23 protein-coding genes are annotated in these 25,566 nt (G+C 44.6%); 8 read left to right on the top strand and 15 right to left on the bottom strand.

What is annotated here, in order from left to right; all coding sequences use genetic code 11:
• Positions 1 to 30: 30 nt before the first annotated feature.
• Both ABMY42_RS08610 and ABMY42_RS08615 read right to left on the bottom strand, forming a co-directional pair.
• Positions 31 to 747 (bottom strand): 3'-5' exonuclease, encoded by a 717-nt coding sequence (locus tag ABMY42_RS08610; protein ID WP_033001524.1) that lies wholly within the window; start codon positions 745 to 747, stop codon positions 31 to 33.
• An 11-nt stretch (positions 748 to 758) separates the two neighbouring features.
• A complete protein-coding gene (locus tag ABMY42_RS08615) occupies positions 759 to 2,648 on the bottom strand; it encodes a DUF294 nucleotidyltransferase-like domain-containing protein (RefSeq protein ID WP_005445155.1) in 1,890 nt (629 codons plus the stop codon).
• 220 nt (positions 2,649 to 2,868) lie between these two features.
• Here ABMY42_RS08615 and ABMY42_RS08620 point away from each other — a divergent pair, with 220 nt between their 5' ends.
• The gene (locus ABMY42_RS08620) at positions 2,869 to 3,510 is read left to right on the top strand and encodes an outer membrane beta-barrel protein (RefSeq protein WP_005445156.1); all 642 of its coding nucleotides are present in this window, start codon (positions 2,869 to 2,871) and stop codon (positions 3,508 to 3,510) included.
• Between the two features lie 105 nt (positions 3,511 to 3,615).
• Here the strand turns inward: ABMY42_RS08620 and ABMY42_RS08625 are convergent, their stop codons facing one another.
• The 4 genes from ABMY42_RS08625 to ABMY42_RS08640 form a co-directional block, all read right to left on the bottom strand.
• Positions 3,616 to 4,806 carry an amino acid aminotransferase gene (locus ABMY42_RS08625; protein ID WP_053050234.1) on the bottom strand — a complete coding sequence of 397 codons (1,191 nt, stop codon included), beginning with the start codon at positions 4,804 to 4,806 and terminating at the stop codon, positions 3,616 to 3,618.
• 181 nt (positions 4,807 to 4,987) lie between these two features.
• Positions 4,988 to 6,454, bottom strand: coding sequence for an HD domain-containing phosphohydrolase (locus ABMY42_RS08630; protein ID WP_009698381.1), 1,467 nt, complete (start codon positions 6,452 to 6,454; stop codon positions 4,988 to 4,990).
• Positions 6,455 to 6,988: 534 nt separating this feature from the next.
• Positions 6,989 to 7,288 (bottom strand): hypothetical protein, encoded by a 300-nt coding sequence (locus ABMY42_RS08635; RefSeq protein WP_005445160.1) that lies wholly within the window; start codon positions 7,286 to 7,288, stop codon positions 6,989 to 6,991.
• Positions 7,289 to 7,643: 355 nt separating this feature from the next.
• The gene (locus ABMY42_RS08640) at positions 7,644 to 7,874 is read right to left on the bottom strand and encodes a hypothetical protein (RefSeq protein ID WP_050907700.1); all 231 of its coding nucleotides are present in this window, start codon (positions 7,872 to 7,874) and stop codon (positions 7,644 to 7,646) included.
• A 177-nt stretch (positions 7,875 to 8,051) separates the two neighbouring features.
• On the opposite strand from ABMY42_RS08640, the gene ABMY42_RS08645 reads away from it, so the two are divergent.
• The 3 genes from ABMY42_RS08645 (at position 8,052) to ABMY42_RS08655 (ending at position 10,155) form a co-directional block, all read left to right on the top strand.
• The gene (locus tag ABMY42_RS08645) at positions 8,052 to 9,443 is read left to right on the top strand and encodes a PLP-dependent aminotransferase family protein (protein WP_050907699.1); all 1,392 of its coding nucleotides are present in this window, start codon (positions 8,052 to 8,054) and stop codon (positions 9,441 to 9,443) included.
• 99 nt (positions 9,444 to 9,542) lie between these two features.
• On the top strand, positions 9,543 to 9,764 hold the full coding sequence (locus ABMY42_RS08650) for a hypothetical protein (RefSeq protein WP_017817919.1): 222 nt from the start codon (positions 9,543 to 9,545) through the stop codon (positions 9,762 to 9,764).
• Positions 9,765 to 9,795: 31 nt separating this feature from the next.
• On the top strand, positions 9,796 to 10,155 hold the full coding sequence (locus ABMY42_RS08655) for a hypothetical protein (protein ID WP_017189471.1): 360 nt from the start codon (positions 9,796 to 9,798) through the stop codon (positions 10,153 to 10,155).
• 85 nt (positions 10,156 to 10,240) lie between these two features.
• Here the strand turns inward: ABMY42_RS08655 and asnS are convergent, their stop codons facing one another.
• Both asnS and ABMY42_RS08665 read right to left on the bottom strand, forming a co-directional pair.
• Positions 10,241 to 11,641 (bottom strand): asparagine--tRNA ligase, encoded by a 1,401-nt coding sequence (gene asnS / locus ABMY42_RS08660; RefSeq protein WP_005445169.1) that lies wholly within the window; start codon positions 11,639 to 11,641, stop codon positions 10,241 to 10,243.
• Positions 11,642 to 11,827: 186 nt separating this feature from the next.
• Positions 11,828 to 13,453, bottom strand: coding sequence for a methyl-accepting chemotaxis protein (locus tag ABMY42_RS08665; protein WP_349266204.1), 1,626 nt, complete (start codon positions 13,451 to 13,453; stop codon positions 11,828 to 11,830).
• A gap of 363 nt (positions 13,454 to 13,816) precedes the next feature.
• Here ABMY42_RS08665 and queD point away from each other — a divergent pair, with 363 nt between their 5' ends.
• Positions 13,817 to 14,179 (top strand): 6-carboxytetrahydropterin synthase QueD, encoded by a 363-nt coding sequence (queD, locus tag ABMY42_RS08670; protein WP_005376896.1) that lies wholly within the window; start codon positions 13,817 to 13,819, stop codon positions 14,177 to 14,179.
• A gap of 77 nt (positions 14,180 to 14,256) precedes the next feature.
• Here queD and ABMY42_RS08675 read toward each other — a convergent pair whose 3' ends face one another.
• The gene (locus tag ABMY42_RS08675) at positions 14,257 to 15,045 is read right to left on the bottom strand and encodes a LuxR C-terminal-related transcriptional regulator (RefSeq protein ID WP_005445181.1); all 789 of its coding nucleotides are present in this window, start codon (positions 15,043 to 15,045) and stop codon (positions 14,257 to 14,259) included.
• Between the two features lie 257 nt (positions 15,046 to 15,302).
• On the opposite strand from ABMY42_RS08675, the gene ABMY42_RS08680 reads away from it, so the two are divergent.
• Entirely contained in the window at positions 15,303 to 15,440 is a 138-nt protein-coding gene (locus ABMY42_RS08680; RefSeq protein WP_005445182.1) for a hypothetical protein, read from the top strand.
• A 60-nt stretch (positions 15,441 to 15,500) separates the two neighbouring features.
• Here the strand turns inward: ABMY42_RS08680 and ABMY42_RS08685 are convergent, their stop codons facing one another.
• The 5 genes from ABMY42_RS08685 to ABMY42_RS08705 form a co-directional block, all read right to left on the bottom strand.
• Positions 15,501 to 15,968 carry a GNAT family N-acetyltransferase gene (locus ABMY42_RS08685; protein WP_005445185.1) on the bottom strand — a complete coding sequence of 156 codons (468 nt, stop codon included), beginning with the start codon at positions 15,966 to 15,968 and terminating at the stop codon, positions 15,501 to 15,503.
• Between the two features lie 107 nt (positions 15,969 to 16,075).
• Entirely contained in the window at positions 16,076 to 17,791 is a 1,716-nt protein-coding gene (locus ABMY42_RS08690) for an EAL domain-containing protein (RefSeq protein WP_349266205.1), read from the bottom strand.
• A 218-nt stretch (positions 17,792 to 18,009) separates the two neighbouring features.
• Positions 18,010 to 19,371, bottom strand: coding sequence for an L-serine ammonia-lyase (locus ABMY42_RS08695; RefSeq protein ID WP_005445190.1), 1,362 nt, complete (start codon positions 19,369 to 19,371; stop codon positions 18,010 to 18,012).
• Positions 19,372 to 19,467: 96 nt separating this feature from the next.
• Positions 19,468 to 20,721, bottom strand: a complete 1,254-nt coding sequence (locus ABMY42_RS08700) for an aromatic amino acid transport family protein (RefSeq protein ID WP_005445192.1) — start codon at positions 20,719 to 20,721, stop codon at positions 19,468 to 19,470.
• A 346-nt stretch (positions 20,722 to 21,067) separates the two neighbouring features.
• On the bottom strand, positions 21,068 to 21,667 hold the full coding sequence (locus ABMY42_RS08705) for a CoA pyrophosphatase (protein ID WP_005445194.1): 600 nt from the start codon (positions 21,665 to 21,667) through the stop codon (positions 21,068 to 21,070).
• 113 nt (positions 21,668 to 21,780) lie between these two features.
• Here ABMY42_RS08705 and ABMY42_RS08710 point away from each other — a divergent pair, with 113 nt between their 5' ends.
• Positions 21,781 to 22,320 (top strand): heme NO-binding domain-containing protein, encoded by a 540-nt coding sequence (locus tag ABMY42_RS08710; RefSeq protein WP_009698373.1) that lies wholly within the window; start codon positions 21,781 to 21,783, stop codon positions 22,318 to 22,320.
• Positions 22,321 to 22,326: 6 nt separating this feature from the next.
• A complete protein-coding gene (locus ABMY42_RS08715; protein WP_026138239.1) occupies positions 22,327 to 24,027 on the top strand; it encodes an ATP-binding protein in 1,701 nt (566 codons plus the stop codon).
• 79 nt (positions 24,028 to 24,106) lie between these two features.
• Here the strand turns inward: ABMY42_RS08715 and pabB are convergent, their stop codons facing one another.
• Positions 24,107 to 25,471 carry an aminodeoxychorismate synthase component I gene (gene pabB / locus ABMY42_RS08720; RefSeq protein ID WP_349266206.1) on the bottom strand — a complete coding sequence of 455 codons (1,365 nt, stop codon included), beginning with the start codon at positions 25,469 to 25,471 and terminating at the stop codon, positions 24,107 to 24,109.
• Positions 25,472 to 25,566 lie beyond the last annotated feature (95 nt).

Raw genomic sequence — 25,566 nt, forward strand, 5'->3', positions numbered from 1 at the left:
TTTTGTTGCTCAAAGATAACGTAAGCCGAATTACAACCACAGGCTACTGATAGGTTGCTCTGGGTTATAATGATGGGCAATTTGGGCTTGCAGCAGCTCTGCTGTAGCAATGGCATCGGTTAGAGCATGGTGCGGTGTATAGTCTGGTAAGCCATAACGACGGCGAGACTGGGCTAAGCGTAATGATTTTGGCTTATTGCCCTTGAGCTTGTTCCAAAGACCGCCCGCTGCTTTTTGTTGAATGTTTTCTTCAATTTGCAACGTATCAAGAACTGGAAACTCAATACCTTCACCAATACGAGAGCGCAGTGCTTGGTCGAGAAACTCACGCTCGATACGGCGGTAATGTACCACTACAATCTTACCCGCTAAGCTTTCTAGCAAGGGAGCGAGGATTTCACCCAGATCGGGAGCGTCAATCAGTTCACTGTGAGTGATACCATGAATGATGACTGATTCTTCATCGAGTTTTTCCTGTGGTCGCACCTTCCAGTGCTTTGCTTGGCGTAGGAAAATTCGATTGAGATCGAACGGCACCAAACCAATGGTGATGATGCCGTTTTTTTGTGGGTTCAAACCGGTAGTCTCAAAATCAAGCGCAACGAACTCCACTTGGGATAGTGGCGTTTCAGGTGCTGGCAGCGCTTTACCGTAAAAGGCGACTAAGCGTTCATCAGTGGCACGCTCAAGTTTCTGCTGAAACTTCACTGGCCACTGAATACTCGGCTTTTGAAATAACTTCTTTATCACTTCACGCCTCACTTAAACTTGTTACTAGCCTGATAGCGGAACTTAAGGAAGTTCTGACCATTACTTAGGATCTGGAACGCATCTTTCAAATTACGACGTTCAAAATCCGACAAGTTTTCAGGCTCAATGTTGTTGTCTGGTTCAATACCTAACTCAACATCAATTGCTTGGTGGCGGATACGCACCATTGAGATGAACTCCATGGCGTCTTTAAGATCTTGTGCGCGCCCTTTTGGTAAGATGCCAGCATCAATGATGTCATCGAGACGCTCAAATGAATTCTGTGCACGTGAGCCTACCGCCAGAGAATGAACGCGGATCAGATCGACCAATGGCGCAGTACCACGGCGTTTCAAGTTGATTGAGTTTTTATGCTGACCGTCTTTTTCCATCACAAAGTCTTTGAAGAAGCCAAGTGGTGGAGTTCGATTTAATGCGTTACGTGCCAAGCAGGCTAGGAAGCGATTGTTCTTGCGGGCACGACGTACGATGAAGCTGGTGAGCTGCTCTGCCCATTTTAAGCGACCGTAAACCCCATCTAAATCAAAGAAGATGGATGCGTTGAGTAGCGCTTTTGGATTGGGGTCATCAATCCAATCGGCAAAGCATTCTTCCCATTGTGAGCGGGTCATTCGCCACATCGGGTTGGTCGCCATAATGTCGCCAGTACAGTACTTGTAACCGCATACGTTCAAACCATCACTGACATATTGTGCGAGAGCCTCAAAGTATTTACCGTGTTTCTCTTCTTTGTAGGTGTCGTCTAGGATGATTGCATTGTCTTGGTCAGTGACCAGCAACTGTTCGTCGCGCCCCATTGAACCAAGAGCAAGGAAGCAATAAGGGATAGGAGGTGGACCGAGTTCTTCTTCTGCCATTTCTAAAAGGCGTTGCTTAAAGCTGCGACCGATCACCGACATCGCGCTGCCCACCATGTGTGAGTTGGCGTCTTCGTTGACCAAGCGAACAAAACTGCTCTTTACTTCTTCTGCCACAATCGCTAAATCTTCGATGCTTTGCTGCTGGAAGATACTACTGACCAGCAACAGTGAGTTTTGCGATTCATAACGTACAATATCGGTAGCTTCGATAATACCAATCGGCATTTGATCTTTAACCACTGGCAAATGATGCACGTTGTAGCGCAACATGGTCAGCATGGCTTCATATACGTATGCGTTATGATCGAGTGAGATAACCTCAGTGGTCATCACCGTGGAGACATCGTCTTGCGGTGATAAGCCTTCGGCTAAAACTCGGGTACACAAATCACGGTCGGTAATGATACCTAGCACCGGAGATTGTGGGTCTTCTTCGTCCAGCACAAAGTCTGGGTCCACAATCAACAATGAAGAAACATTGTCTTGCGCCATCAATTGTGCGGCTTCTTGGATCGTCTGTCCACGTTCAATCGTCGGTGCGTCACGGGTTAATAAGGTTTTGACCTTAGAAGTGGTTAGGTCATTGGCATCGTTGTTTTCTGACACTGCTTGGCGCAAACGAGCACTGTTCTCTACTTCAACAAAATCAGCGAATGAGTCGAAGTTATCATACAGTTCTTGGAAAATGTCTTGAGGAATGCAGTAGAGTAGGGAATCTTCAATCGCTTTTACTGGGAAGCGAACTTTGTTGTTGGTCAGAAGCCCCATTTGACCAAAAAGGTCACCCTCGTCGAGTCGGTTGTAAAGTTCACCTTTGCGTCGATAGACCTCAACCACGCCACTACGAACCATGTATAGATCGTGGATCTGGTCGCCGAAATGAATGACGGGAGTATCTTGACGATAGTATGAGATTTCGATGTTCTCGGTCACTTTGGTGAGCGTTTCTTCCGGAAGCTCGTTGAATGGGGGATACTTGGCGAGAAAGTTATATATCTCGAGAAGTTCTGCTTCCATTAAGGTGCCTTTTGGTTTGCAAGTGATAGGGTAATCTTAACTTAGTTTTAAAACAGAATCTTATCGGATCACTGTTTTTCGTGCGCAATGATAAGATTCGGACAAGTCGCACGGCAAATCGCCATCAATTCGGCTACGCTGTCATCAAGATGCCGAATTAAATCAATACAATGGGCGTATTAAAGAAGAGTTTTGGATGACACTCATGGAAGGAAGTAGAATGGTAAGACTATTATTCGCTGCACCTCTTGTAGCATTACCACTAATGAGCGTTGCCTCAGAGTCAGAACAGGTCGAGAAGTTTGGTTACGAGCACATTAATTTAGACATTGGTGCCGGGACAACGAATGAAGAGTGGCTCGATAATTCTAACGCTACCACTCTAGGGCTTGGCGGTAATTACCTATTTACCGATAACTGGCTGTTTAACGTTGACTACTCGGCGCAATTTTTCCACCCAGACAATTTCACTTTGCGTATTGACCGTTTGTTGTTCGGTGGTGGTTATCGTTATGGCGTCAACGAGAAGTTTGATATCTACGGGATTTATGGGCTTGGCGCAATTAAAGCCAAAGCGACTGATGATAAAACCGACCGTACACTGTCCTCGGATAGCGAGTTTATTCAAGGCGTCACGTTTGGCGCAAATTACCTATTTAGTGAAAAGCTAATGGGGACGGCAGAAGTGCACTTGAATCGAAGTGATATCGTCGACGAGAACAACTATAAGATTGCCTTTAACTACCAATGGCATCGCGTGATTGGTACTGGTCTTTATTACCAGTTCCGTGACACCGATTATCAAGGTCAACCGTCAGATCACATCAATGAAGTTGGAATTAGCTTTAAGTTTGTGTATTAGTTCATAGGAGTGTAGCGCCACCTTGTATAGTGGCGTTTCAACAAGCGGTAGAATCAAAAAAGGTCAGCGAGTGCTGACCTTTTTAATTTGTGACTTTCGACGCGATTACAGAACCGCAGCGATGCCTTTACATAGAGGACCCATGTTTGCTTTTGTCATACCTGCAACGCTGATACGACCTGAGCCTACGATATAGATACCGAACTCTTCTTTTAGACGGTTTACTTGCTCTTTGGATAGACCAGAGAACGAGAACATACCGTTTTGGCGCTCGATGAAGTTGAAGTCAGCATCCACACCTTCTGCCTTAAGAGTAGCAACGAATAGTTCACGCATCTCTTGGATTCGGTCACGCATTTCCGCTACTTCCGCTTCCCATTCTGCGCGCAGGTCTGCGTCACCAAGAATGTGAGTCACAACAGCGCTACCGTGCGCTGGTGGGTTAGAGTAGATAGAACGGATGATGGCTTTTACTTGTGAGAACGCCGTTGTTGCAACGTCTTCTGATTCAGCAACCAGAGTGAATGCACCAACACGCTCATTGTATAGACCGAAGTTCTTAGAGAAAGAACTCGCGACTAGGATTTCTTTGTTGTACTTAGCGAAAGTACGAAGACCTGCTGCATCTTCTTCTACACCTTTAGCAAAGCCTTGGTATGCGAAGTCGAATAGAGGAAGCAGTTTTTTCTCTGCAACCAGCTTAGCCAGCGTTTCCCACTCTTCAGCTGTTGGATCGATACCTGTAGGGTTGTGACAGCAGCCATGCAGAAGAACAACGTCACCTTCAGATGCACCTTGCAGGTCGTTAACCATAGCAGCGAAGTCTTTATCTTTGGTTTCTGCGTTGTAGTAGCTGTATTGTGCTGTTTCGATACCAGCTGCAGTGAATACGCCGTTGTGGTTTGCCCAAGTAGGGTTGCTGATCCAGATCTTCACATCACCAAGCTGACGCTTAATGAACTCACCTGCTACACGTAGAGCACCTGTGCCACCTGGTGCTTGTGCTGTTTTAGCACGCTTGCCAGCAACGATTTCCGCGTCTGCACCGAAAAGCAGTTTTTGTACTGCTAGACCGTATTCTGCTGTACCTTCGATTGTTAGGTAAGATTTGGTTTTTTCAGTTTCAATCAGTGCGGCTTCGGCTTTTTTAACAGTCGCAAGAACAGGGGTTTCACCTTGTTCGTTCTTGTAAATACCAACGCCTAGGTTAATTTTTTCGGCGCGAGCATCTTTTTTAAACTCTTCAGTAAGTCCAAGAATAGGGTCAGCCGGAGCGGCAACTACTTTTTCAAACATAATCTTCATCCATGTTAATCGAAGGGGTCTGCTGACATTTATACCTTTCAGCAATATTCGTTACAACAGTTAGTGATAAGAAAACTTAAAAAAGTTTTGATTTGAAACAGAAATCTAACATAACGGAGGCTTTTGATATAAAAACCCCTCTTAACAAGCGTTTTAAGAGGGGGATAATTGGCTAAGCGGCGATGTTTTGCTCATCTTGATATTGATGTGCGATATGTTGAAATTCGGTTTCAACTGCAAGAAATGCATCGACGATTTGAGGATCGAAATGTTTGCCTTTACCCTCTAGGATGATGGCTTTCGCCTTGTCATGGCTGAAAGCAGGCTTATATACACGCTTAGAAATAAGAGCGTCATACACATCTGCTAATGCCATTAAACGACCGGATAAAGGGATGTTCTCGCCGCTTAATTGATTTGGATAGCCACTACCATCCCACTTTTCATGGTGTGTTAGGGCAATCTCTTTAGCAACGCGCAAAAACGAACTACTTCCTAGCTGTTTTTCAGCAATTGACAGCGCTTCGGCACCAATTTGTGCATGTCCTTTCATGATCTCAAACTCTTCATCGGTCAGTTTTCCCGGTTTTAGTAACACGCTATCTGGTACACCGACTTTTCCGACGTCATGCAGCGGCGCCGATTTGTAAAGTAGTTCGATATAATTTGGAGTCAGTAATGAACAATGTTGTTCAAATTGGCTTAAATGTTCAGCCAATACTTTTACATATTGTTGCGTGCGCATAATGTGCGCACCGGTTTCATTATCACGTGATTCAGCCAATGCCGACAAACTGACAATGGCAACATCTCGCGTGGCTTTGACCTCATCTTGCGAAACTTGCAAACTGTCGAGCATTTGGTTAGTTAAACAGGCCATCGAGCCAAGCTCATCATGTTGGAAAACTGGTAAACGTTGCGCAATTTTCCCTTGTGTCACTTCCAGCAAAGCTTGCTCTTGGCTAAACAAGATTTTTTGCATCAAGCGAGTCCAAAGCACCATAATCGCGATTACATAGCCTCCGACGACAAGTGCGATGTAAACCAACTCTTTAATGAAGCTGATTTTGCCTAGCCCATTGGTGATTTGCTCTGGGTTTTGCTCCAACCAATAAATGTCTTTGACTGCGACCATGGTCAAAATGGTGGTCAAGGTGATGAGCAAGGCGATCATCATGCCTATCATTTGTTTCACCATGGATTGGCGCTGACCTGATAACGCAAAGCCAAATTGGTTTTGTTGACGTAGGCTGTCAAATTGAACCAGCTTGCTTTGCAGTTGCAAGATAGAACCAGTTAAAAAGCCAAAGAGCGCCATACCAAACAACACTTTCACATTGCTGTCGAAGGTAAAGTCGTATTGAAGGTTATAGTACGCAGCAAAAGGAATACTTACAGCGGTAAACAACACAGTATCAAGCTTGGCTTGTCGGTTTTGTGCAATCAAAGGATGTGAGACAAGAATAAAGTGGCGAACAAGATAGAGGAACGTAAAAACCACCGCGCAATGTAAGATCACTTCGTATACGCTCAGCGTGCTGAGCATCGGGCAGACGCGTCCACCGTATGTGCCAAAAAAGAACGCCGCAGCTAGGTAAAGTTGGAATGTAAGTGGTGCATTGTAGTTAGTATTCACCATGGTTATCCTTTTTTGGACAAATCTCAGCATCGTTTTCTCTATTAGTTGAGCAAGAAGAGAGAGGTACTGTGGAATTGATGTCTGTTGATTGATCTGTCACTAGTAAAATCGAGACCTGAAATTTTATCGATAGATTCTTATAAATGATAGAAATTTGTTATGTATATGCTCAAGTAACCTTGAGATGCTTGCTTCAGCGAGGATGGCTTGGCTTGAAGGTGAGGCAACAATTTGAAGATCTAGGGGGGCTAATTCGAAAATTGTTAAAGAAGCATGTGAACTAAAGCCACTCGCCCTTCGGGAGCCTGTCACTGAAGTACGTTCTTTGCTAACTAAATAGCATCGTCAAACAACTTGGATATAGCTTGCAATTCCGCTTCGCTGTTTTCCTTGCTGTCTTTTGGTAAAGAGGGAATAGTGACAATACTCTGAATCTAGCATCTTGAAGTGACATTGATATAGCGAAGGATTTACAAAAAAGCCCCGCTATGGCGAGGCTTGGTCTCAATCATCGACATGAAAAAAGGGTAGGAATTACTTTTTCAAATCCATTTGCGATTCATGTGCATTCGTTTCGATGTCTGGGTTAGAAGACAGTTTGCCTGTTGCCCAATCGTTCATGTGCTTAAGGATAGCTTTCAATGCATGTTTTTCTGTTGGTGCTTCAGCGGATTCTACTTCGATTTTTTGTTTAGGATGAGAACCCGTTGCGTCTTCAGCAACGTGCAACCAATCTGGGTGCCAGTAGTAAGGCTGACCTGATGTTGTACTCCAAGAGTGAACACCATTAGATTCGCCTTTGTATTGAATGTCGTTTTCGTTGTATTTCGTCATTATTATCGTCTCTCATAGTCATGAGTTGAGGTGTGCGTCACCATTACTCTATAAATGTAACAGATGTCATCGGAATTAATGTGACTGCTATCTATTTATCTTGTTGATAAATGATCCATTCCGTTGCACAGCTCTCATTCAGATATATTTGTTGATCCCACCTAGCAATAACCGCCTGAAAAATAGGTATTTATGCCCAAGTAACCTCGCCCTTTGGGAGCGTGTCGTTGATTCGCTCTCTGAGTCAAACAACTTGGAAAGAGCTAACTATTCCGCTGCGGTTGTTCTCCTTGACCTCGAATCAATGACAGCGCACTGAATCCTGCATCTTGAAGTCACTTGGGTATAATCAATATTATTGCCCATTGAGATGTTTGATAATTGCTGCCTTTGCATGCTCAGATGTGGCTGCTTCACCCTCTGGGACATCGAGCTCTGCTTTTGGGTGCACCCCTAGCGCATCCTCAGCGATGTGTAACCAATCTGGGTGCCAATAATATGGGTTATTGCCTTCTGGGTGGTCCCAGCTATGAACCCCTTGGTGTACGCCTCGATAAGAGAGGTCATCCATCGTAAACATTTTCATCATTTCCTCCCGTAGAATATTCATACCTTTGAAAGTATGGAACATAAATTCTCATTTCGTAACGTCAATTGATATCACTAAGATTGATTAATTACGTTTCGAGTTTGATAAGTCGAAGATCGGAATCAGGGCGTGAAGTATGCTAAGGTGCGCTCGGTAGTAAGAAATGAGGGAAGCATGAACCGATACCGCCAACTGGCTGAGCTGTTTAAAACGCAAATTCAACAAAATACATGGAGAGCAGGAGAGAAGTTGCCCTCCGTGCGTGTCACTAGCCGCAACCATTCGGTCAGTACAGGAACTGTGTTACAAGCCTATCAATTGCTCGAAGCGCAAGGTTGGGTGATTGCTAAACCTCAGTCGGGTTACTTTGTTACTGCTGAGCTCGAACGTCTCGACGCTACTGGTGCTGATAACAATACGTATCGCACTTCACTAAACGATGAGTTGTACGATTTCCTCAAACAACAAACCGTGCCAAACGCGACAAAGCTAGGCTCCGCGTTTCCTGACCCAGCACTTTTTCCTCTCGAAGCACTAAACCGTAACCTTGCCAGTTCCGGGCGAAAAATGGGACCAGATACCTTGTTAGATAACCTACCACCGGGTAGTGCTTCTTTACGCCGCTCGATTGCCCAGCGCTATATACAGCAAGGCATGACTTTAACGCATGATGATATCGTTATTACCTCTGGCGCGTTAGAAGCGCTCAACCTCAGTTTGCAAGTGGTTACTGAGCCAGGGGATACGGTTGTCATTGAGTCGCCAACATTTTATGGTGCGTTACAAGCAATTGAACGACTAGGGTTGAATGCCATTGAGATCTCGGTAGATGCCGAGAAAGGGCATTCCTTGGCTCAGATGGAACAAGCTTTTGCACAGCACAACGTTAAGGCTTGCTGGCTTATGAGTAACTTTCATAATCCAACAGGCACTTCGTTGAGCGACGAACAAAAGCAACGTGTTGTTGAGCTTGCCAATCTACATAATGTGTATCTGATTGAAGATGATGTATACGCAGAGTTGTATTTCTCCGACAAGAAACCTACATCGCTGAAAACCTATGATGACCAAGAGCGCGTTTTGCATTGTGGCTCTCTTTCAAAAAGTCTTTGTCCTGGCTATCGGTTGGGGTGGGTGATCACCAAGCGCTTTAACGAGCGTGTTCAAAAGCTTCAACTGATGTCGACGCTATCTGGCAGTGCACCTATTCAACAGGGAGTTGCGCATTACCTGCAAAATGACAGCTATGACAATCATCTAAGAAAGTTGCGTAAAGGGCTTGAACAGCGCCAAGCTATGTTTGTGCAAACAATGAAAGAGTGTTTGCCTAAATCTATTGAGTACTATCTTCCACCTGGCGGTTATTTCTTATGGCTTAAGTTGCCTCAAGGGATAAGCAGTAAAGCGGTTCATCACACCTTGCTATCACAGCAGGTAACTGTTGCGCATGGTGCGTTGTTCTCGGTCGATGAGCAATATCAGGACTATCTGCGTTTGAATACTTCTCTGCCCATTGATGACAATCTGTGTCAGGCTTTGCGGAAATTGGGTGAGTTACTTCACTAAAGAAACTGTTTAATCCTTTTTTGACCTAACTGTATCAGAGTGGTTTACTTGGGTTGTGCTTCAATCGAATACAGAAATATTGTGATGATTGGAGTGACAATGAAAAAGCAGTTGGTAAAACATGAATTAAGATTGATCGCCGTTGCCATTTTTAGCGCATTTCTGTTGGTATTTGCGCACCTTATTTTGGCGAAATCGTTCTCTCACATGGCGTGGACGGAATACACCGCGGCTGTGATCCCCTTTATTATGTTTGGTTTGTGCGTACTGGGTGTTAAGTATGCCGCCAAGGCAGATAAAGATGATGAGAATAAGCCTTAGATTCATGAGATAGAAGTTAGGAATAAACACTATGAAACATGCATGGCTACTGGCACTGTCTGCTATCACTTTTGGTTGCACGGCTAATCAAGGTGATGAGCCCGAATCGGTGATCTTACACTACGGCAAGTCGGAGCTTGTTGCTCAAATACAAGCCAACGAACAGTTCGAAGCCCAAATCAACAATGATCAAGAGCAGGTTGATTTTTCTGGCTTTGTGAGAAAACAGTCGTCGGGCTACCTCGTTGACGTTATTGCTATGCAAGAAAGTAAAACCCAGCATTCTAGCTCTAGTGTGAACACACAAGTGTTAATCAAAGAGGGTGACGTAGGTAAGCCACTCATGATTGGTGCGGTTAACGACAATGCAATGAGTGTGACGCTGAAATAGTTGAAATAACAGAAACGATGAAACTGCCACAAACTAAAAGACCTCCACTTGGGAGGTCTTTTTAATTCTGTATCACTCTAGGTGATTAGAAGTTCGCAGAGCGAGGAGTACGTGGGAATGGGATCACGTCACGAACGTTGCCCATACCTGTTACGTAAGATACTAGACGTTCAAAGCCTAGACCGAAGCCTGCGTGTGGCACTGTGCCGTAACGACGTAGGTCGCGGTACCAGCTCATGTGCTCAGGATCGATACCCACTTCACGCATACGTGCATCTAGGATGTCGAGACGCTCTTCACGTTGAGAACCACCGATGATTTCGCCGATGCCTGGTGCTAGTACATCCATCGCTGCAACTGTTTTACCGTCATCGTTAGCACGCATGTAGAATGCTTTGATGTCTTTCGGGTAGTTCTTAACGATTACAGGTGCTTTGAAGTGTTCTTCAGCAAGGAAGCGCTCGTGTTCAGAAGACATATCGATACCCCATTCAACTGGGAATTCGAATTCACGACCAGAATCAAGCAGGATTTGGATCGCGTCTGTGTAGTCAACTTGTGCGAAGTCAGAAGAGACAAACTGCTCTAGGCGAGTGATTGCTTCTTTGTCGATACGTTGAGCAAAAAACTCAAGGTCATCACGACATTCTTCAAGAACGGCTTTGAATACAAACTTCAGCATGTCTTCAGCCAATTTTGCAACGTCGTCTAGTTCTGCGAACGCAACTTCAGGCTCAACCATCCAGAATTCCGCTAGGTGGCGGCTTGTGTTTGAGTTTTCAGCACGGAAAGTAGGACCAAACGTGTAAACTTTGCTTAGTGCACAAGCGTAAGCTTCTGCGTTTAGCTGACCAGATACCGTTAGGAACGTCTCTTTACCGAAGAAGTCTTCGTTGTAGTCAACTTTACCATCGTCAGTGCGAGGCAGGTTTTCCATGTCTAGCGTAGATACGCGGAACATTTCACCAGCACCTTCTGCGTCAGAAGCTGTGATCAATGGCGCTGATACCCAGAAGTAACCTTGCTCGTGGTAGAAGCGGTGGATTGCTTGAGATAGGCAGTTACGTACGCGTGCTACTGCACCAATCACGTTTGTGCGTGGACGTAGGTGAGCGACTTCGCGTAGGTACTCGATAGAGTGACGAGTTTTTGCCATTGGGTAAGTGTCAGCATCTTCAACCCAGCCAACAACTTTAACGTCAGTTGCTGCTAGTTCGAAGTCTTGACCTTTCGCAGGAGAGGCAACAATCTTACCAGTTACTTCAACAGAGCAGCCAGTCGTTAGCTTAAGTACTTCGTTGTCGTAATTATTAAGATTATTAGGGACCACGGCCTGAATCGGGTCGAAACAAGAGCCGTCATAAATGGCAAGGAAAGAGATTCCAGCTTTGGAATCACGACGTGAACGGATCCAGCCACGAACAGTTACTTCACTGTCTACTGCTAGCTGACCTTTCAAAACGTCTGATACAGGCGCGTAAGTCATGTTTTCAATATTCTCCATTGAGGTAAAAATTCAACTCAACACTTAAAAGTGCCTGTCTCACAACAAAATTGTTTAAAAAACAAGCGAAGTGTTGAGTTGGATAGAATTTTTTAGATTCAACGAAACATATTACCTGTCAAATCGTCAGCTTCAACCTTTATATTCAATTTGAAGGAGAGAATTTCCTTATTTATTCTCTTGTGCTCTCTCTGACAGGGTAAATTGGTTAAGTAATGACTCCAAACGCTCTGAAAGATGTTCCAGATCGACACTGATCTCGCGAGTGTGCGATGCCGATTGTGAGGTCTCGTTTGCGTGTAAGGTAATGGTGTCAACTTTGCTTTGGATGTGCTTGCTTACCCCAGATGTTGTTAGTGTCTGATGTTGGATATTTTCAGCGTGTTTAAGTACTTGATGCATCTCATCGACCACATTGTGCATGGTCTGTGACAATGCTTCGACATCTATTGAGCGCTGATGAGCAAATTCGCACACTGTATCGACCGAGGTTAACGACTCTTCGCTGCCTTGTTGGAACTGAGAAATAATCGTCTCAATATTACTGGTGGCTTCGGCGGTGCGAGAGGCAAGATTGCGCACTTCATCGGCAACTACCGCAAAACCACGACCTTGATCTCCGGCTCGGGCGGCTTCAATAGCGGCGTTAAGCGCCAATAAATTGGTTTGCTCAGCGATGCCTTTTATCACGCCAAGAATTGATGACACTTCATCAGTTTGTTGGTTTAACGTCGCAATGTTCTCACGCACTTTATCAATATCGGTCACAAGGTGCTTGATGTCTTCGCTGACATGATGGGCTTGACCTGCGCTGGTGGTTGCAACGTCAACGGTATGGTTAACTAAGGTTGTCGCATCGACTGTTGCTTGCTCCACCACACTTTGTTGCTCAAGCATATCGGTAATATTGGTTTGCACTTCATTGGTTTCGACTTGTTGATTATCAGCAGCTTCATCGGTCGATTGAGCTACATCAGTCAGCCTTCCTGCTGAGTCTGCAAGAGAGTGGGAGGTATCTCGAACGCGTTCTAAACTCTCTGACACCGTATCCATAAACGAATTGATGGAATCCGACAATTGACCGACTTCATCATTTTGCGTGCCCGACAGACGCTTGGAGAGATCTTTACTGGCACTAACGTTAGACATAAAGCGTGATGTATTTTGAATAGGGCGGACGATGATTTTTCGGATGAGTCCCATAGTGATGAGGAAGCCAACAAATGCGATCACTGACATGATCCCCATCGCAAATACGGCTTGCTTGTTAATCAGCGTGTTGACGTGACTCATGTTGTATTCAAGACGAATAGCACCAAGCACTTCGCCCTCAGGAGCAATATGGCAGGACACGCAATTTGTGCCTCGATAGTCCTCACTTGATTTCATTGGTAGAGCGACGACCAAGCCCTTACCCCATTCAGCACTGATGGGTTCAATGACCAATTCCCCGCTCAGTGCCCGTTGATCGATGTCGTCGAGAGGTTGTTGGTTGGCTTGCCCTTGACCATAAAACTTTGACACGGCATCGGCACGCAACACGCGTACTTGTTCAATGCCTTCCTGTGCCAGCGCTTTTTGTCGTAGTGTCTCTTTCTGCGACATCGTGCCTGTCAGCATCATCATGTTTAAGCTGTCGAAGTAGTTACTGGCTTTGTCGTGTAACTGTTCGCTTAGTACATCATTAATAAGTGTTTTTTGTTGGCAGTACTGATACCCAGTGGACACGGCAAGAACACAAGTGAACACGGCGATCAGGGCGAGTAGGAGTTTAAAGGTAATAGTTGAGCGCATATTTTTATAAGTGTTATTGGAACGAACCCCACAATATTAAGAGGTTAGTTGCACTTGAGCGATGAATTGGCTAACTGAATGTGACCCCAAACATTTTGTGGTTATGTAAATGTGATGTAAGTGGTGTGTAATCAAAACTTTGACGTGGTGACAAAAAAACGGCACGGTGTTTTTTTAAGATCTTTTAATGCCAAAAATTTTCTACTTGGTTAGATAATGGCGCCTGCGTTTTCAATTTCAATACGTCATGATTTACTGCTTTATCGTTTGCCTTGCTATTCATAGCGGGCGCTATTGATAAAGGTTGTCATTAAAGGGTGAATTCCTTAGTATTGCGTGTCTTTTTAAAGCCTGAGAATCAAGATGAAAACAGAATTGTATAAAGAGTTTATGTTCGAAGCGGCACACCACTTGCCACACGTACCTGAAGGTCATAAGTGTGGACGCTTACATGGACACTCTTTCCTTGTTCGTCTTTATGTAGAAGGTGAAGTAGACCCTCATACAGGTTGGGTTGTAGATTTTGCTGAAATCAAAGCCGCATTCAAACCTATCTATAACCGTCTCGACCATTACTATTTGAACGACATTGAAGGTCTGGAAAACCCAACCAGCGAAGTTCTAGCAAAATGGATTTGGCAACAACTTAAGCCAAGCTTACCTCTGCTTAGTAAAGTAGAGATCAAAGAGACGTGTACCGCAGGTTGTATTTACAAAGGTGAGTAATCGTCTTCTGCATGCATACAAGAAAGGCAAGCCAAACGGCTTGCCTTTTTCTTTATCAAGAATTTATTAGTGGGCGTTTAATAGCCTATGCCATTTCTCAGTGCAAACTGAACTAAATCTGCATGACTATCCAGCTCTAGCATGTCTAGCAACCGATATTTATGAGATTCGATCGTTCTTGGGCTTAGATTGAGTTCTGTGGCAATTTCTTTTGCTGATAATCCTTTAGCCAGCAAACCCAGCACGTCACATTGACGGTGACTCAAACGTAGCATGCGGTGATTTTCTTGGTCGGTTTTCATGTCTGGACGGTGCAAACTACGATGTAGCTTTGAATGTTGCCAAAAGGACAGCCACATATGAGAGATGAAGCTAACCTGTTCAAGCTGGCTTTCGGATAAGCCGCAACTGTTGCTACCAAAGAGAGTAAAAGAGAGACCGCCCCAGCGCTGACCAAATTGGACGAGTGGAATAGTGTAATGGCAACACGCGCCTTGTGCTGACAGCATGCGCAATACCACTACATCACTGTTGGCTAAAGCGTTTTTATCGAAAAACTGGGTTTTCTCAGAATTACCAATTAAGCGCAGGTAGCGTTCGCCATCTTCGACCCCGACTTGCTTAGTCGTTAGAACTTGGTGTGGCTCGCGAGCAACAGAAAGCGTTTTCCCTTGATTGAAAAACAGCATGGAGTTGGGAAACATTGTCATACGATCGATTTCAAACCACTCCATGGCTTCTAGCATAAACTGCTTGAGGTAGCTTTCACATTCGTCAGCATGTGCGGACGTTAAAAGCTTCGCTTGACGTATCATCAACGCATCAAAACTGGTGGATTTGGTGGTGTTACCTATATCACTGCCCATAAAAGTTGGCCCATCTTATCGTTTTTTATAAATGCAGTATTTTTACTCTACACCCTTGCCCTATCATTTTGCAAAATTGCTCCCGCAATAATTCGAAGTTTTTCGAATCACATATACGGTATCCATTTTATCTCAAGGAGAGAGTTCACGCACGTATGGGCAAAGGGCTCCAACTGCATGGATACGGTCATTTTTTATTATCATTTGGGTGAATGGCGAGCAAGTTAAGCCTCTTTCACCTTGCGGAGAGGTGTACAATGAAGATGATGAAACTGCGTTATCGCGCGGGATCACATAGCATGTGGGTGGAAGTCGTAGTATCGACGTTTGTTGCCGAAGAATTGGCGAAAGAATACATTGGCTATGGCTGGCAAGCTGAAGTCATGGCAGTTTAAAGTGAAATGGGCAGTCCAATATAGACTGCCCATTTTTTATTTCGGTGGTTTGTTTTCGACTTAACTCAATGCATGGCGCATGATCAGCGCCTTACCTTGAGCGTCGTAAATGGTCTTTTGCGTATTTTCAAACCCAGTTGTCTCAAACAGTTTGATCGCCGCTTGGTTGGTGCTGGTGATCGTCGCACATATCGAGTTGCTTTCGGCATCAATAGCGTAACCATACACCATCAACTTTTGCAGCGTCGCTTTGCCTATCCCTTGACGCTGAAAGCGTTTATCAATCATGAGGTAGGTCAACCCAAGTTCATGACGTTTAGCAAAAGGCGCATGTTGAGCAAATGCTTTATCAATCACCAAATACCCCACAGTCAAATAGTCGTGGAATATGGTGTAAAACACTTCCGATTTGGCGCGTTGTTGGTAAGCCTGTTCAAAGGGCTTGAAAAATCCTTTTTGATCGTCGTGCACATCCATTTGCATCAAGCTGGCAAAATCTTTCAGCTTGGCTGGTTTAATAGCGATCATGTGCTGAATCTATTTAGAGGCGGTAAAGTCGATACCGCCATTATAGTTGTGGATATAAAAAGTACGCAATCTGGTTATGTGCAGATTTTGTCAATAAATAGAAGCCGCTAGCGACACAATGGGTAATAAAACCCTTGATGGATGTGCGCGCCAAGGGTGGTGAGTAGATGTGCGCATTCTGCAGTTTCAACACCTTCTACGATCACTGTGCAGTGGTACGTGTGTCCCATCGCGATTAGCTGGCGCAGAGTTTCAACCTTTTTGTCGTCTTGCTTTAAGTTCATGACAAACAGACGGTCAATTTTCAGGTAATTCGGCGTAATGTGGCTAATCAGCTCAACATTGTTATTACCAGTACCAAAGTCGTCAATACTGATTTTACAACCAAGCTGTTTGAGCTTACTGATGTTGTCAAATATCTCGCGCGTGTAATACATCGAGGCATTTTCCGTGATCTCGATGGTCAGCAGTGTACAGTCTAACTGGGACAACTGACGATAAAGACGCGTAAAATTGCGCCCAATGAGAAGAGAAGGACATACGTTGATGCTGAGAGGGGCGAGTAATGACTTTGCGTCGCCATAGACGGTTTTTATCACCAGTAAGGTGTGATTGATCAGTAAGCCATTGGCAATCAAACGTTCAATAAATCGCTGAGTGTTTTTAACTTTAAAACGTGACAGTACCTCATAGTGAATATTTTGCCGATTTGATGTGTTATGGATAGGTTCAAGCTTTAGGGTGAACTGACGAATTGCCCATAGGTAGGAGACCAGCGAACGCAGCTTTTTATGTCTGGTAATAAACATTAGTATAAAGCTCAAAACAAGGATGCTTGTGATCGGTCCGGATACATAATAGATCTCTTTGTAGCCGTTATCATTGACGTTATATAAAAACGAGTTGCCCTGGGTATCGCCAATTTCGAGCGCTGTACCGGTGTTCGTACACACTTTCATTCCCGACAAAAACATTCGCGACATGTGGCTCTCTATGCTATTCGCTAGATTGATGTTTTTCACTCGCACCAACACTTCTGCGCCGTCAAAGAAAAATGAATGCGTGGTGTAACTTTCGTTATTGAGCCAAAGGTTGCGGTCTCTCTCGTTGACCGGCACGACGGTTTCTGGTGTCACCAAACAACGAATATTGTGTTTGTCCGTCATTAAGGCGGACTCGACCAGTTGGATATTATCGAACAAACCACGTAAGCGGTCTTCATGCTCAAAGCAGCTACGCTGTGCCAGATCATGGGCAAAGTCCATCGCATCATCAAAATAGTTTTGCCTGACAATCGTACTGATTGTGTAAAAGCAAATCGCAACATACAAGATGATAGTAAAAACGAGAAAAAACAGTAGATTCAAGTACAGCGCACGGCTGCGTAAGCAGATGCCTATTGCTCTTCTTATGCTGTGTGTCGCTTGTTGATGGATCCGCGCTTGCTGCAGAAGTCCGTCTTTTTGTGCATGTTGGCTATCGTATGGCACAAAATATCCCTTTCGGTGGATGTTTTCGATCAGAGACTTAGGTGCCTCTACGTGATTCTTTGTCAGTTGCCTGAACTTCTTTCGTACCGACGCAACAGCGTTCTTAAATCCACTTTCCGGCAACATCAAATGATGTTGCGCTGATAACTTCTTTTCGATTTTCCTCTGGCTAATAGGCGCGTTTAGGCTGCCAAAAGCGGCGATGGTGCTAAGGATCAAATATTCGATTCGGTTTACAGGAATAGAAGAGTGGATGGAATGATTGAGCTGTAGTGAAAGTTCTTTTTCGGTCAGGCAAACGCAGATTTGGTTTCCGAGTTCAAACCTAATCATGTGTTATTGCGCTCCAGGATTAATTTTTTGAATACGTTATCAATATTGATGTATCAGGTATGTGACCTTCTACGGGCATATCCTAAACTTCTGGATATAGTGACCATTTTAGATTTTTTTATAAAGCTCAATCTAGTTGTATTTCGGTGGATTAAGAAAGCAGAAGCGAAAAAAAAGCCCAAGCAATGTGCTCGGGCTTTTCAATTGAGAGGGGAGGATTAGCAAATCACTTTGATTGCTAGACCGCCTTGAGATGTCTCACGGTATTTTGCGTTCATGTCCTTACCGGTCTCTAGCATGGTTTCGATAACCTTATCCAGAGAAACCGTAGGTGCAGATGAGCGACGCAGTGCCATACGAGTTGAGTTGATCGCTTTTACTGCCGCGATGCCGTTACGCTCGATACATGGAACCTGAACCTGACCCGCTACAGGGTCACAAGTTAGACCTAGGTTGTGTTCCATCGCAATTTCTGCTGCCATACATACTTGCTCAGGGCTACCACCCATCAGCTCAGCAAGACCAGCTGCAGCCATCGAACACGCTACGCCAACTTCGCCCTGACAACCAACTTCTGCACCAGAGATAGATGCATTACGCTTGTAAAGACCACCGATTGCACCAGAAGCCGCAAAGTAACGGATGTAATCTTTTTCAGTTACTGTCTGGATGAACTTATCGTAGTAAGCCAGTACCGCTGGGATGATGCCACACGCACCGTTCGTTGGTGCTGTAACAACGCGACCACCGGCAGCGTTTTCTTCGTTTACAGCGAAAGCGAACATGTTTACCCAGTCAACAACTGACATTGGATCGTTAGTTGTCTTTTCAGAAGTAAGCAGTTGCTGACGAAGTGCTGCCGCACGACGAGGTACGCGTAGTGGACCAGGCAGAATGCCTTCTTCGTTCATACCGCGATCCATACATTCGCGCATTGTGCGCCAGATGTTTGCGAAGTATGTACGAGTCTCTTCATCAGAGTGCAGAGAGTGTTCGTTTTTCATCACAAGTGCGCTGATAGAAAGACCGCTTTCTTTGCACTGATGAACTAACTCTTCTGCCGTTGTGTATTCGTAAGGAACCTTGATAGGGTTCTCTACTTCTTTACCGAAATTCTCTTCATCAACGATGAAACCACCGCCGATAGAGTAGTAAGTCTTTGAGTATACTTTTTCGTCATCGATCCAAGCGTGGATCTGCATGCCGTTTTCGTGTAGCTCAAGGTTAGTAGTATGGAAGTTCATACCACCATCTTTCGGGAACGATACTGTATGACAGTGCATGCCAACAGGTAGGCGCTCAGTTTCTTCTACGCGAGCGATAAAGCCCGGAATAGAGTCGATATCTACTTTCTCAGGGGAGTTGCCTGCAAGACCCATGATGATCGCGATATCCGTGTGGTGACCTTTCCCTGTCAGTGATAGTGAACCATAAACGTCAACGGTGATTTTAGTGATGTCGCGCAGTTTTCCCATTGCACGAAGATCATCAATAAATTCTTTACCCGCTTTCATTGGACCTACAGTGTGTGAGCTTGAAGGACCAACACCGATTTTATAGATGTCAAAAACACTAATCATATCGATTACCTCAGAACAAAGCCTCCCAAGGGGAGTTGGGAGGCTTTTATTATCGTTATATTCTTGGATTAATCACGCTAAATAAAGCAGCTGTGATTAAAGAGCGCCGTAGATTACAGAACTAATTGCCGCAAGACCACAGATTGCTGTGAAAATCTGTACAGGTGCTGAAGTTTTGTACTTCGCCATTGCTGGTACTTTCTGCATTGCGAATACAGGCATCAAGAATAGGATTGCCGCGATCATCGGTGCACCCATTGTTTCAATCATGCCTAGGATGCTTGGGTTAACGATAGCAACGATCCAAGTTGTGATTACGATGAACAGTAGCGATACTTTTTCAATCTTGCTGACAGGAGTTTGAGAGCGAGATTTGATTAGACCTACTAGACCTTCGTGCGCACCAAGGAAGTGACCAAAGTAGCTAGAAGTGATCGCTGCAAACGCTACTAGAGGACCCATGTAAGAAATAAGTGGAGACTCATGAACGTTAGCTAGGTAAGACAGTACTGAGATGTTTTGTTCTTGCGCAGATGCTAGTTGCTCTGGAGATAGAGAAAGTACTACAGAGAATACGAAGAACATTACAAAACCCATAAGCATCATTGCTGCGCCACCAGTGATAGCGTCAGTTTTCTTCACTGCGTCATCACCGTATACACGACGTTGTTCTTTAGAGAACTGAGAAATGATTGGGCTGTGGTTGAAAGAGAATACGATGATTGGAATTGCTAGCCAAACGATGGTCGGCATTTCGCCCCAGTTTGGTGATACTTCCATCATTGATGTATTCCAATCAGGAATTAGGTAGAAAGAAAGTGCTAGTAGGATAAATACTAGTGGGTAAACCATTGCTGATGTTGCTTTCAGCATTAGTTCTTTACCAAATACTACACCTGCTGTCATTGCTGCGATAAGTGCACCAGACAGTAGCCAGCGAGGAATAGATTCCATACCCATTTGGTTGACTAGGAAAGAGTCAACTGTGTTTGTGATACCAACACCGTAGATAAGTACGATTGGGTAGATAGCGAAGAAGTAGGCAAAAGTAATAAGGTTTGCGCCAGTTTTACCGAAGTGCTCTTCTACTGTGTCAGTGATGTCCGCTTCAGGGTTTTTCGCAGAAAGTACGAAACGAGCGAGAGATTTGTGTGCGAACCAAGTCATTGGTGCCGCGATTAGCGCTAGGATAACTAATGGCCAGAAACCGCCAGCACCTGCTTTAATAGGAAGGAAAAGTACACCTGCACCTACTGCTGTACCAAACAGGGACAGACACCAAGTGAAGTCTTTGTAAGAAAACTTACTAGACGATTGTGCGGTCGAAGCCGCAGAAGTAGTTGTATTCATTTTTGAGTTACTCATTTTGGGAACAGGAAATAAGTCGGGAGCAATTTTGCAAGATTTTGCACTAGGAAAATTAGATCTAAATCATGTATTGCTCGAGCTTATTGAATGATATGTCAAAAACCTGCTTTTTATCACGAAAACGGCGTGCTACACGTGATTATTGCTAATGAGTAAAATTAGAAAAACTTATCTGAAGGGGCGATTGTATAAATTTATCTCACCGCAAGCGTTTGCGATATAAAATCCAAATTAAACTAATGTGAACGAATGTTTGAAAAATAACCTTTTATTAATATTGATGCACATGATGTTTGCTATAGAAGCAAGATTATCATTGATAAGACAGTTAGTTAGAAATGATGTGTTTTTGCATCGATTCGATAATTTGTGCTGTCATTCCCCAAATGAAATGCTGTTGATAGGGGATTGCAAACACACGGTGACTGGTGTTTTTTAGTTTGAATTTTGTACTGTAAAGCTTTTTTGGATTCAAAATATGATCTGCTGGCACCTCAAAAACCTCGGCGACTTCGTTTGGGTCGATCTGAGTCGAATAGTCTGGTGAGACAAAGGCTAAAAATGGCGTCACATTAAACTGGCTAATAGTAGGTAGCTTGGGCAACTGACCAAACACCCTTATATCTGTTTGATGAATACCAATTTCCTCTTCTGCTTCTCTAAGGGCGGTATTTACAAGTACTTGATCGTCATCTTCAAATTTGCCCCCAGGAAAACTGATTTGCCCTGGATGATGCTTTAAGTGCTCGGCACGCTTGGTCAAAATCACTTGCAGACCTTGTTCACGTTCGACAAAGCCAATCAATACGGCCGCTTCTCTCAACTTCAATGATTCTAAGTGCGCTAAGCGTCCCAAAGACTCACGATGATAGCCTGTGGGCATTTGCAGTTGGAAGTTCTGCAGTAATGTCGATTTATCAATAACCAATGCTCAATCCTTTTACTGAAAACACCTGTGTGCTGAAGCATATTAATTTGAAAGTTATACCTTTATACACCATTCTTTATTTTAAGGCGTCACTATAAGGTTAGTTGAAGACGATGAAAGGGATTATTTTCACAGAGTTCATGGAGTTAGTGGAAGAGAAGTTTGGTCTGGAAGTTTTGGACCAAGTGCTCGACTTATCTAATGATGAAGGCATCTACACCTCGGTCGGCAGTTATGATCATCGTGATTTGGTCAAGTTAATTGTCAACCTCAGCAAAATATCCAACATTCCACCGGAGCAGTTACAAGAAGTGTTTGGTGAGTGTGTGTTTCAAAACCTGCTCAAATCAATCCCAAACCATGCCAGCTTGCAGCAATGCTCCACTACGTTTCAATTTGTGCGTCATGTGGAAGACTTTATTCACGTGGAAGTGAAAAAGCTTTATCCAGATGCCAATCCACCGCAATTTGACTTTATCAGTGAAACTCAATCGGAGATGGTGTTCGATTATCGGAGTGCGCGCTGCATGGCGCATGTGTGTGTGGGGTTAATTAAAGGCTGTGCCACTCACTTTGATGAAACGGTGATCATTAAGCACCAAAATCAGTCGCAAGATGGAAGCCAAGTTCGTTTTTGGCTGGAGGCTCAATAAGGCAATATGACAGGAAGTTCCTCATTAGAAAGGAAACTCAAACGAGAAGTGGCATCGCGAAAAGCAGCAGAAACACTGCTGGAGCAAAAAAGCTTAGAGTTGTACGAGGCGAATCAGCAACTGAGCGTAGCCTTAAAAAAGCTGGAAATGCAGTCAGAGCACGACTTGCGCAAGTTTGAGTTTGAAGAGCAAATCGATGCCACGCTGATTAAGTTTGGTCGTACCTTCCTTTCTAGCACCTTTGATGAAACCATGATTGCCAGCTTTTTGGAGCAACTGACATCTAATTCGGTTGTGTCGGGTGCGTACCTGTATTTGAGCGATACGCATTTATCTTCGTTGCGTCGTCATCAATTTGGTCATCTTAATCTTGCTCATGATGCGCCCATCGATGCCAAGCCTCGCTGGCAAGCGCAGAAGCTTTACCTGCCGATTATTATCGATTCAATGATTTTAGGCGAGCTTGTGTTTTCTGTGGATCTTGAACAAGTTGACCAAGAATTCATTTCCAAGCAAATGGTATTAGTGTCTGATTTAGTTCATGGCGTTATTAGCCGTCACTTGAGCCTAGAACGCGAAGTTGAATTACGTAAGCGTGCCGAAGCATCGGAAAAGGCGACCAAAGAATTCGTTGCCATGATTAACCATGAGTTGCGAACGCCATTAAATGGTGTGCTCGGCAGCGCGGAGCTGTTAAGTAAAACCCCCTTGGAGGAAGAGCAGCTTCAATACCTTGGTAATCTAAGTCAATCAGGCGATCTGCTACGCGTTATTATTAACGACTTGCTCGATTTCAGTAAGATGAATGCGGGTATGATGGAAATCATAAACAAAGTATTTGCTTGGAAAGACCTAGAAAATGCTTTGACCGGCGTATTTGCAGCCAAAGCTGCGGAAAAGCGCATTCACTTTTCTATTGATAAGAAGTTGGGTATTCCTGAGTACTTGATTGGAGACTTTGAACGTATTACGCAAATTCTGGTCAATTTGATTGGTAATGCGATTAAGTTTACCAATCTTGGAGGTGTGGTGCTTCGTGTCGAATGGAGCGATGGCTGCGCTCTGTTTGAAGTGGAAGATACTGGGATTGGTATCCCGCTGGAAGCGCAGCAAGCTTTATTTGACCCCTTTGTGCAAGCCGACCGCTCTACCAAGCGAAGTTTTGAAGGCTCTGGGCTTGGACTTGCGATTTGTAAGAATTTGGTTGATTTGATGGACGGCGAAATCAGCTTTGTCAGTGAGCCGCGCAAGGGCACTATCTTTAAAGTCAAATTGCCACTGAAACAAGGACAAGCACAGGGCAGAGCGGCTGGCGATGTTTTAATTGGTCATCAGATAGATCTGTCTGGGCGTTCAGTGTTGGTGGTGGATGATATTCGCATGAACCAAGTGATTGTGACTCAAATGCTGAAAAAGCTCGATATTACTCCAGATTTGAAAAACAATGGGTTAGAAGCGCTTGATGCGGTGAAAGAGAAAGATTACGAATTGATCTTTATGGATTGTCGGATGCCGGAAATGGATGGCTATGAAGCAACGGTACACCTTCGAGAAAATGGCTTTCACAGACCGATTATTGCACTAACAGCAGGCACCACCCTTGAGGAAAGACAAAAGTGCGTGGAGTCTGGGATGGATGACATCCTAACTAAACCATATACTGCTGCGGATATTGAGCAGATGATGTGTAAGTGGTTAGACGAATAGAGAGCACGAGAACATATAAAGAGAAGCGGCACGGTTATGTTGCAGTGCCGCTTTGTTTATTTCGATTGAGGTTTTTTGCTCATGATTTGAGCGCTGGTAGTATCTTTGAGAGCTTATCCAGGGTCTCTTGATATTCTGCAGTGCAGTCACTGTCTGCGACCACACCGCCACCAGCCCATGCGTAGAGCCGTTTGTCTTCTGCGACCAAAGTGCGGATTGTAATACTGGTGTCCATACGCCCATGACGGGAAATATAGCCAATACTGCCACAATAAGCGCTGCGTCGATGAGGTTCTAACTCTTCAATGATTTGCATCGCCCGTACTTTCGGCGCACCAGTGATCGAACCGCCGGGAAAACATGCACGAAGCAGATCTGCAGCGCAGTAGCGAATGTCTAAGTTGGCCCGAATGGTGCTCACTAAATGATGCACTGCGGGAAAGCTCTCAATATCAAATAGCTTCGGTACATGTACGCTACCTGGTGCCGCGACCCGACCAATATCGTTGCGAAGTAAGTCGACTATCATCAAGTTCTCTGCTTGGTCTTTCTCTGCGGTCTGTAAATCAAACGCGTTGGCGGAATCTTGATGTGGATTTTGACTGCGAGGACGAGTGCCTTTGATCGGTTTGGTTTCAATAACGTTATCTTTAAGCTCTAGAAAACGCTCTGGTGACACGCTAATAATCGCTGATTTAGGCATACGAATGAACGCGGAAAAAGGCGCTTGATTTGCTTCTTCCAGTTTTTTGTAAGCTTGCCATTCACTGCCTTGATAGGCGGCGTTAAAACGTTGTGCTAAGTTAATTTGGTAGCAGTCGCCGCTCAGTAGGTACTGTTGCACACGCTCAAAACGAGAAGCGTAGGACGCTTGCGTCATATTGGATTGCCAGTCGCTAATCAGCTTGAAGTCTTCAACATCCGCGCTCGATTGCGCATTGAGCCATTGCCATGCTTGCTCGATGTTTCGGCCGACCATACACGCCTTGTTTAGCTTGTGGTCAACGATCAGCGCCCATTCATACAAGCCTACAGCCATGTCTGGAGTACGCAAATCTTTGTCTGCCAGGTCAGGCATGGATTCGACTCGACGACCTAAATCGTAGCTGAAGTAACCCAGTGCGCCACCGACAAACGGCACATCCCATTTTGCGTCAGCTTCAACCTGTGGTAGTAGCCGCTGCTGAAGGTCTTCTAGCAAAGAAAATGGGTCATCTTGGGAAACGTAGTTTTCGTTTGATGTGGTGATTTGTGTGTCACTGCTCACTGTCTCAAGGGTAGCGATTGGGTTTGCGACTAATACGTCGAACCGGCTATCGATGTGCGTCTGCGAGGCAGAGCGTAAAAGCATCGCCCAAGGTTGGCTTTCAATACGGGAAAATAGCGAAAGAGCGAGGTCGTTGGCGTAATCCAATGCCTTAAAATCAAGCAATTGCGTATCCATGTTGTTCATTTGTTTAAATTGTGACAAAGAGTTCATTCACTGCATGGCATGTCATGGGCAGCAAGAGTATCATAAACCCTTGTATAGCCAAACTA

The organism is Vibrio sp. SSH13-20, from assembly GCF_040104475.1.
Lineage (GTDB): Bacteria > Pseudomonadota > Gammaproteobacteria > Enterobacterales > Vibrionaceae > Vibrio > Vibrio harveyi.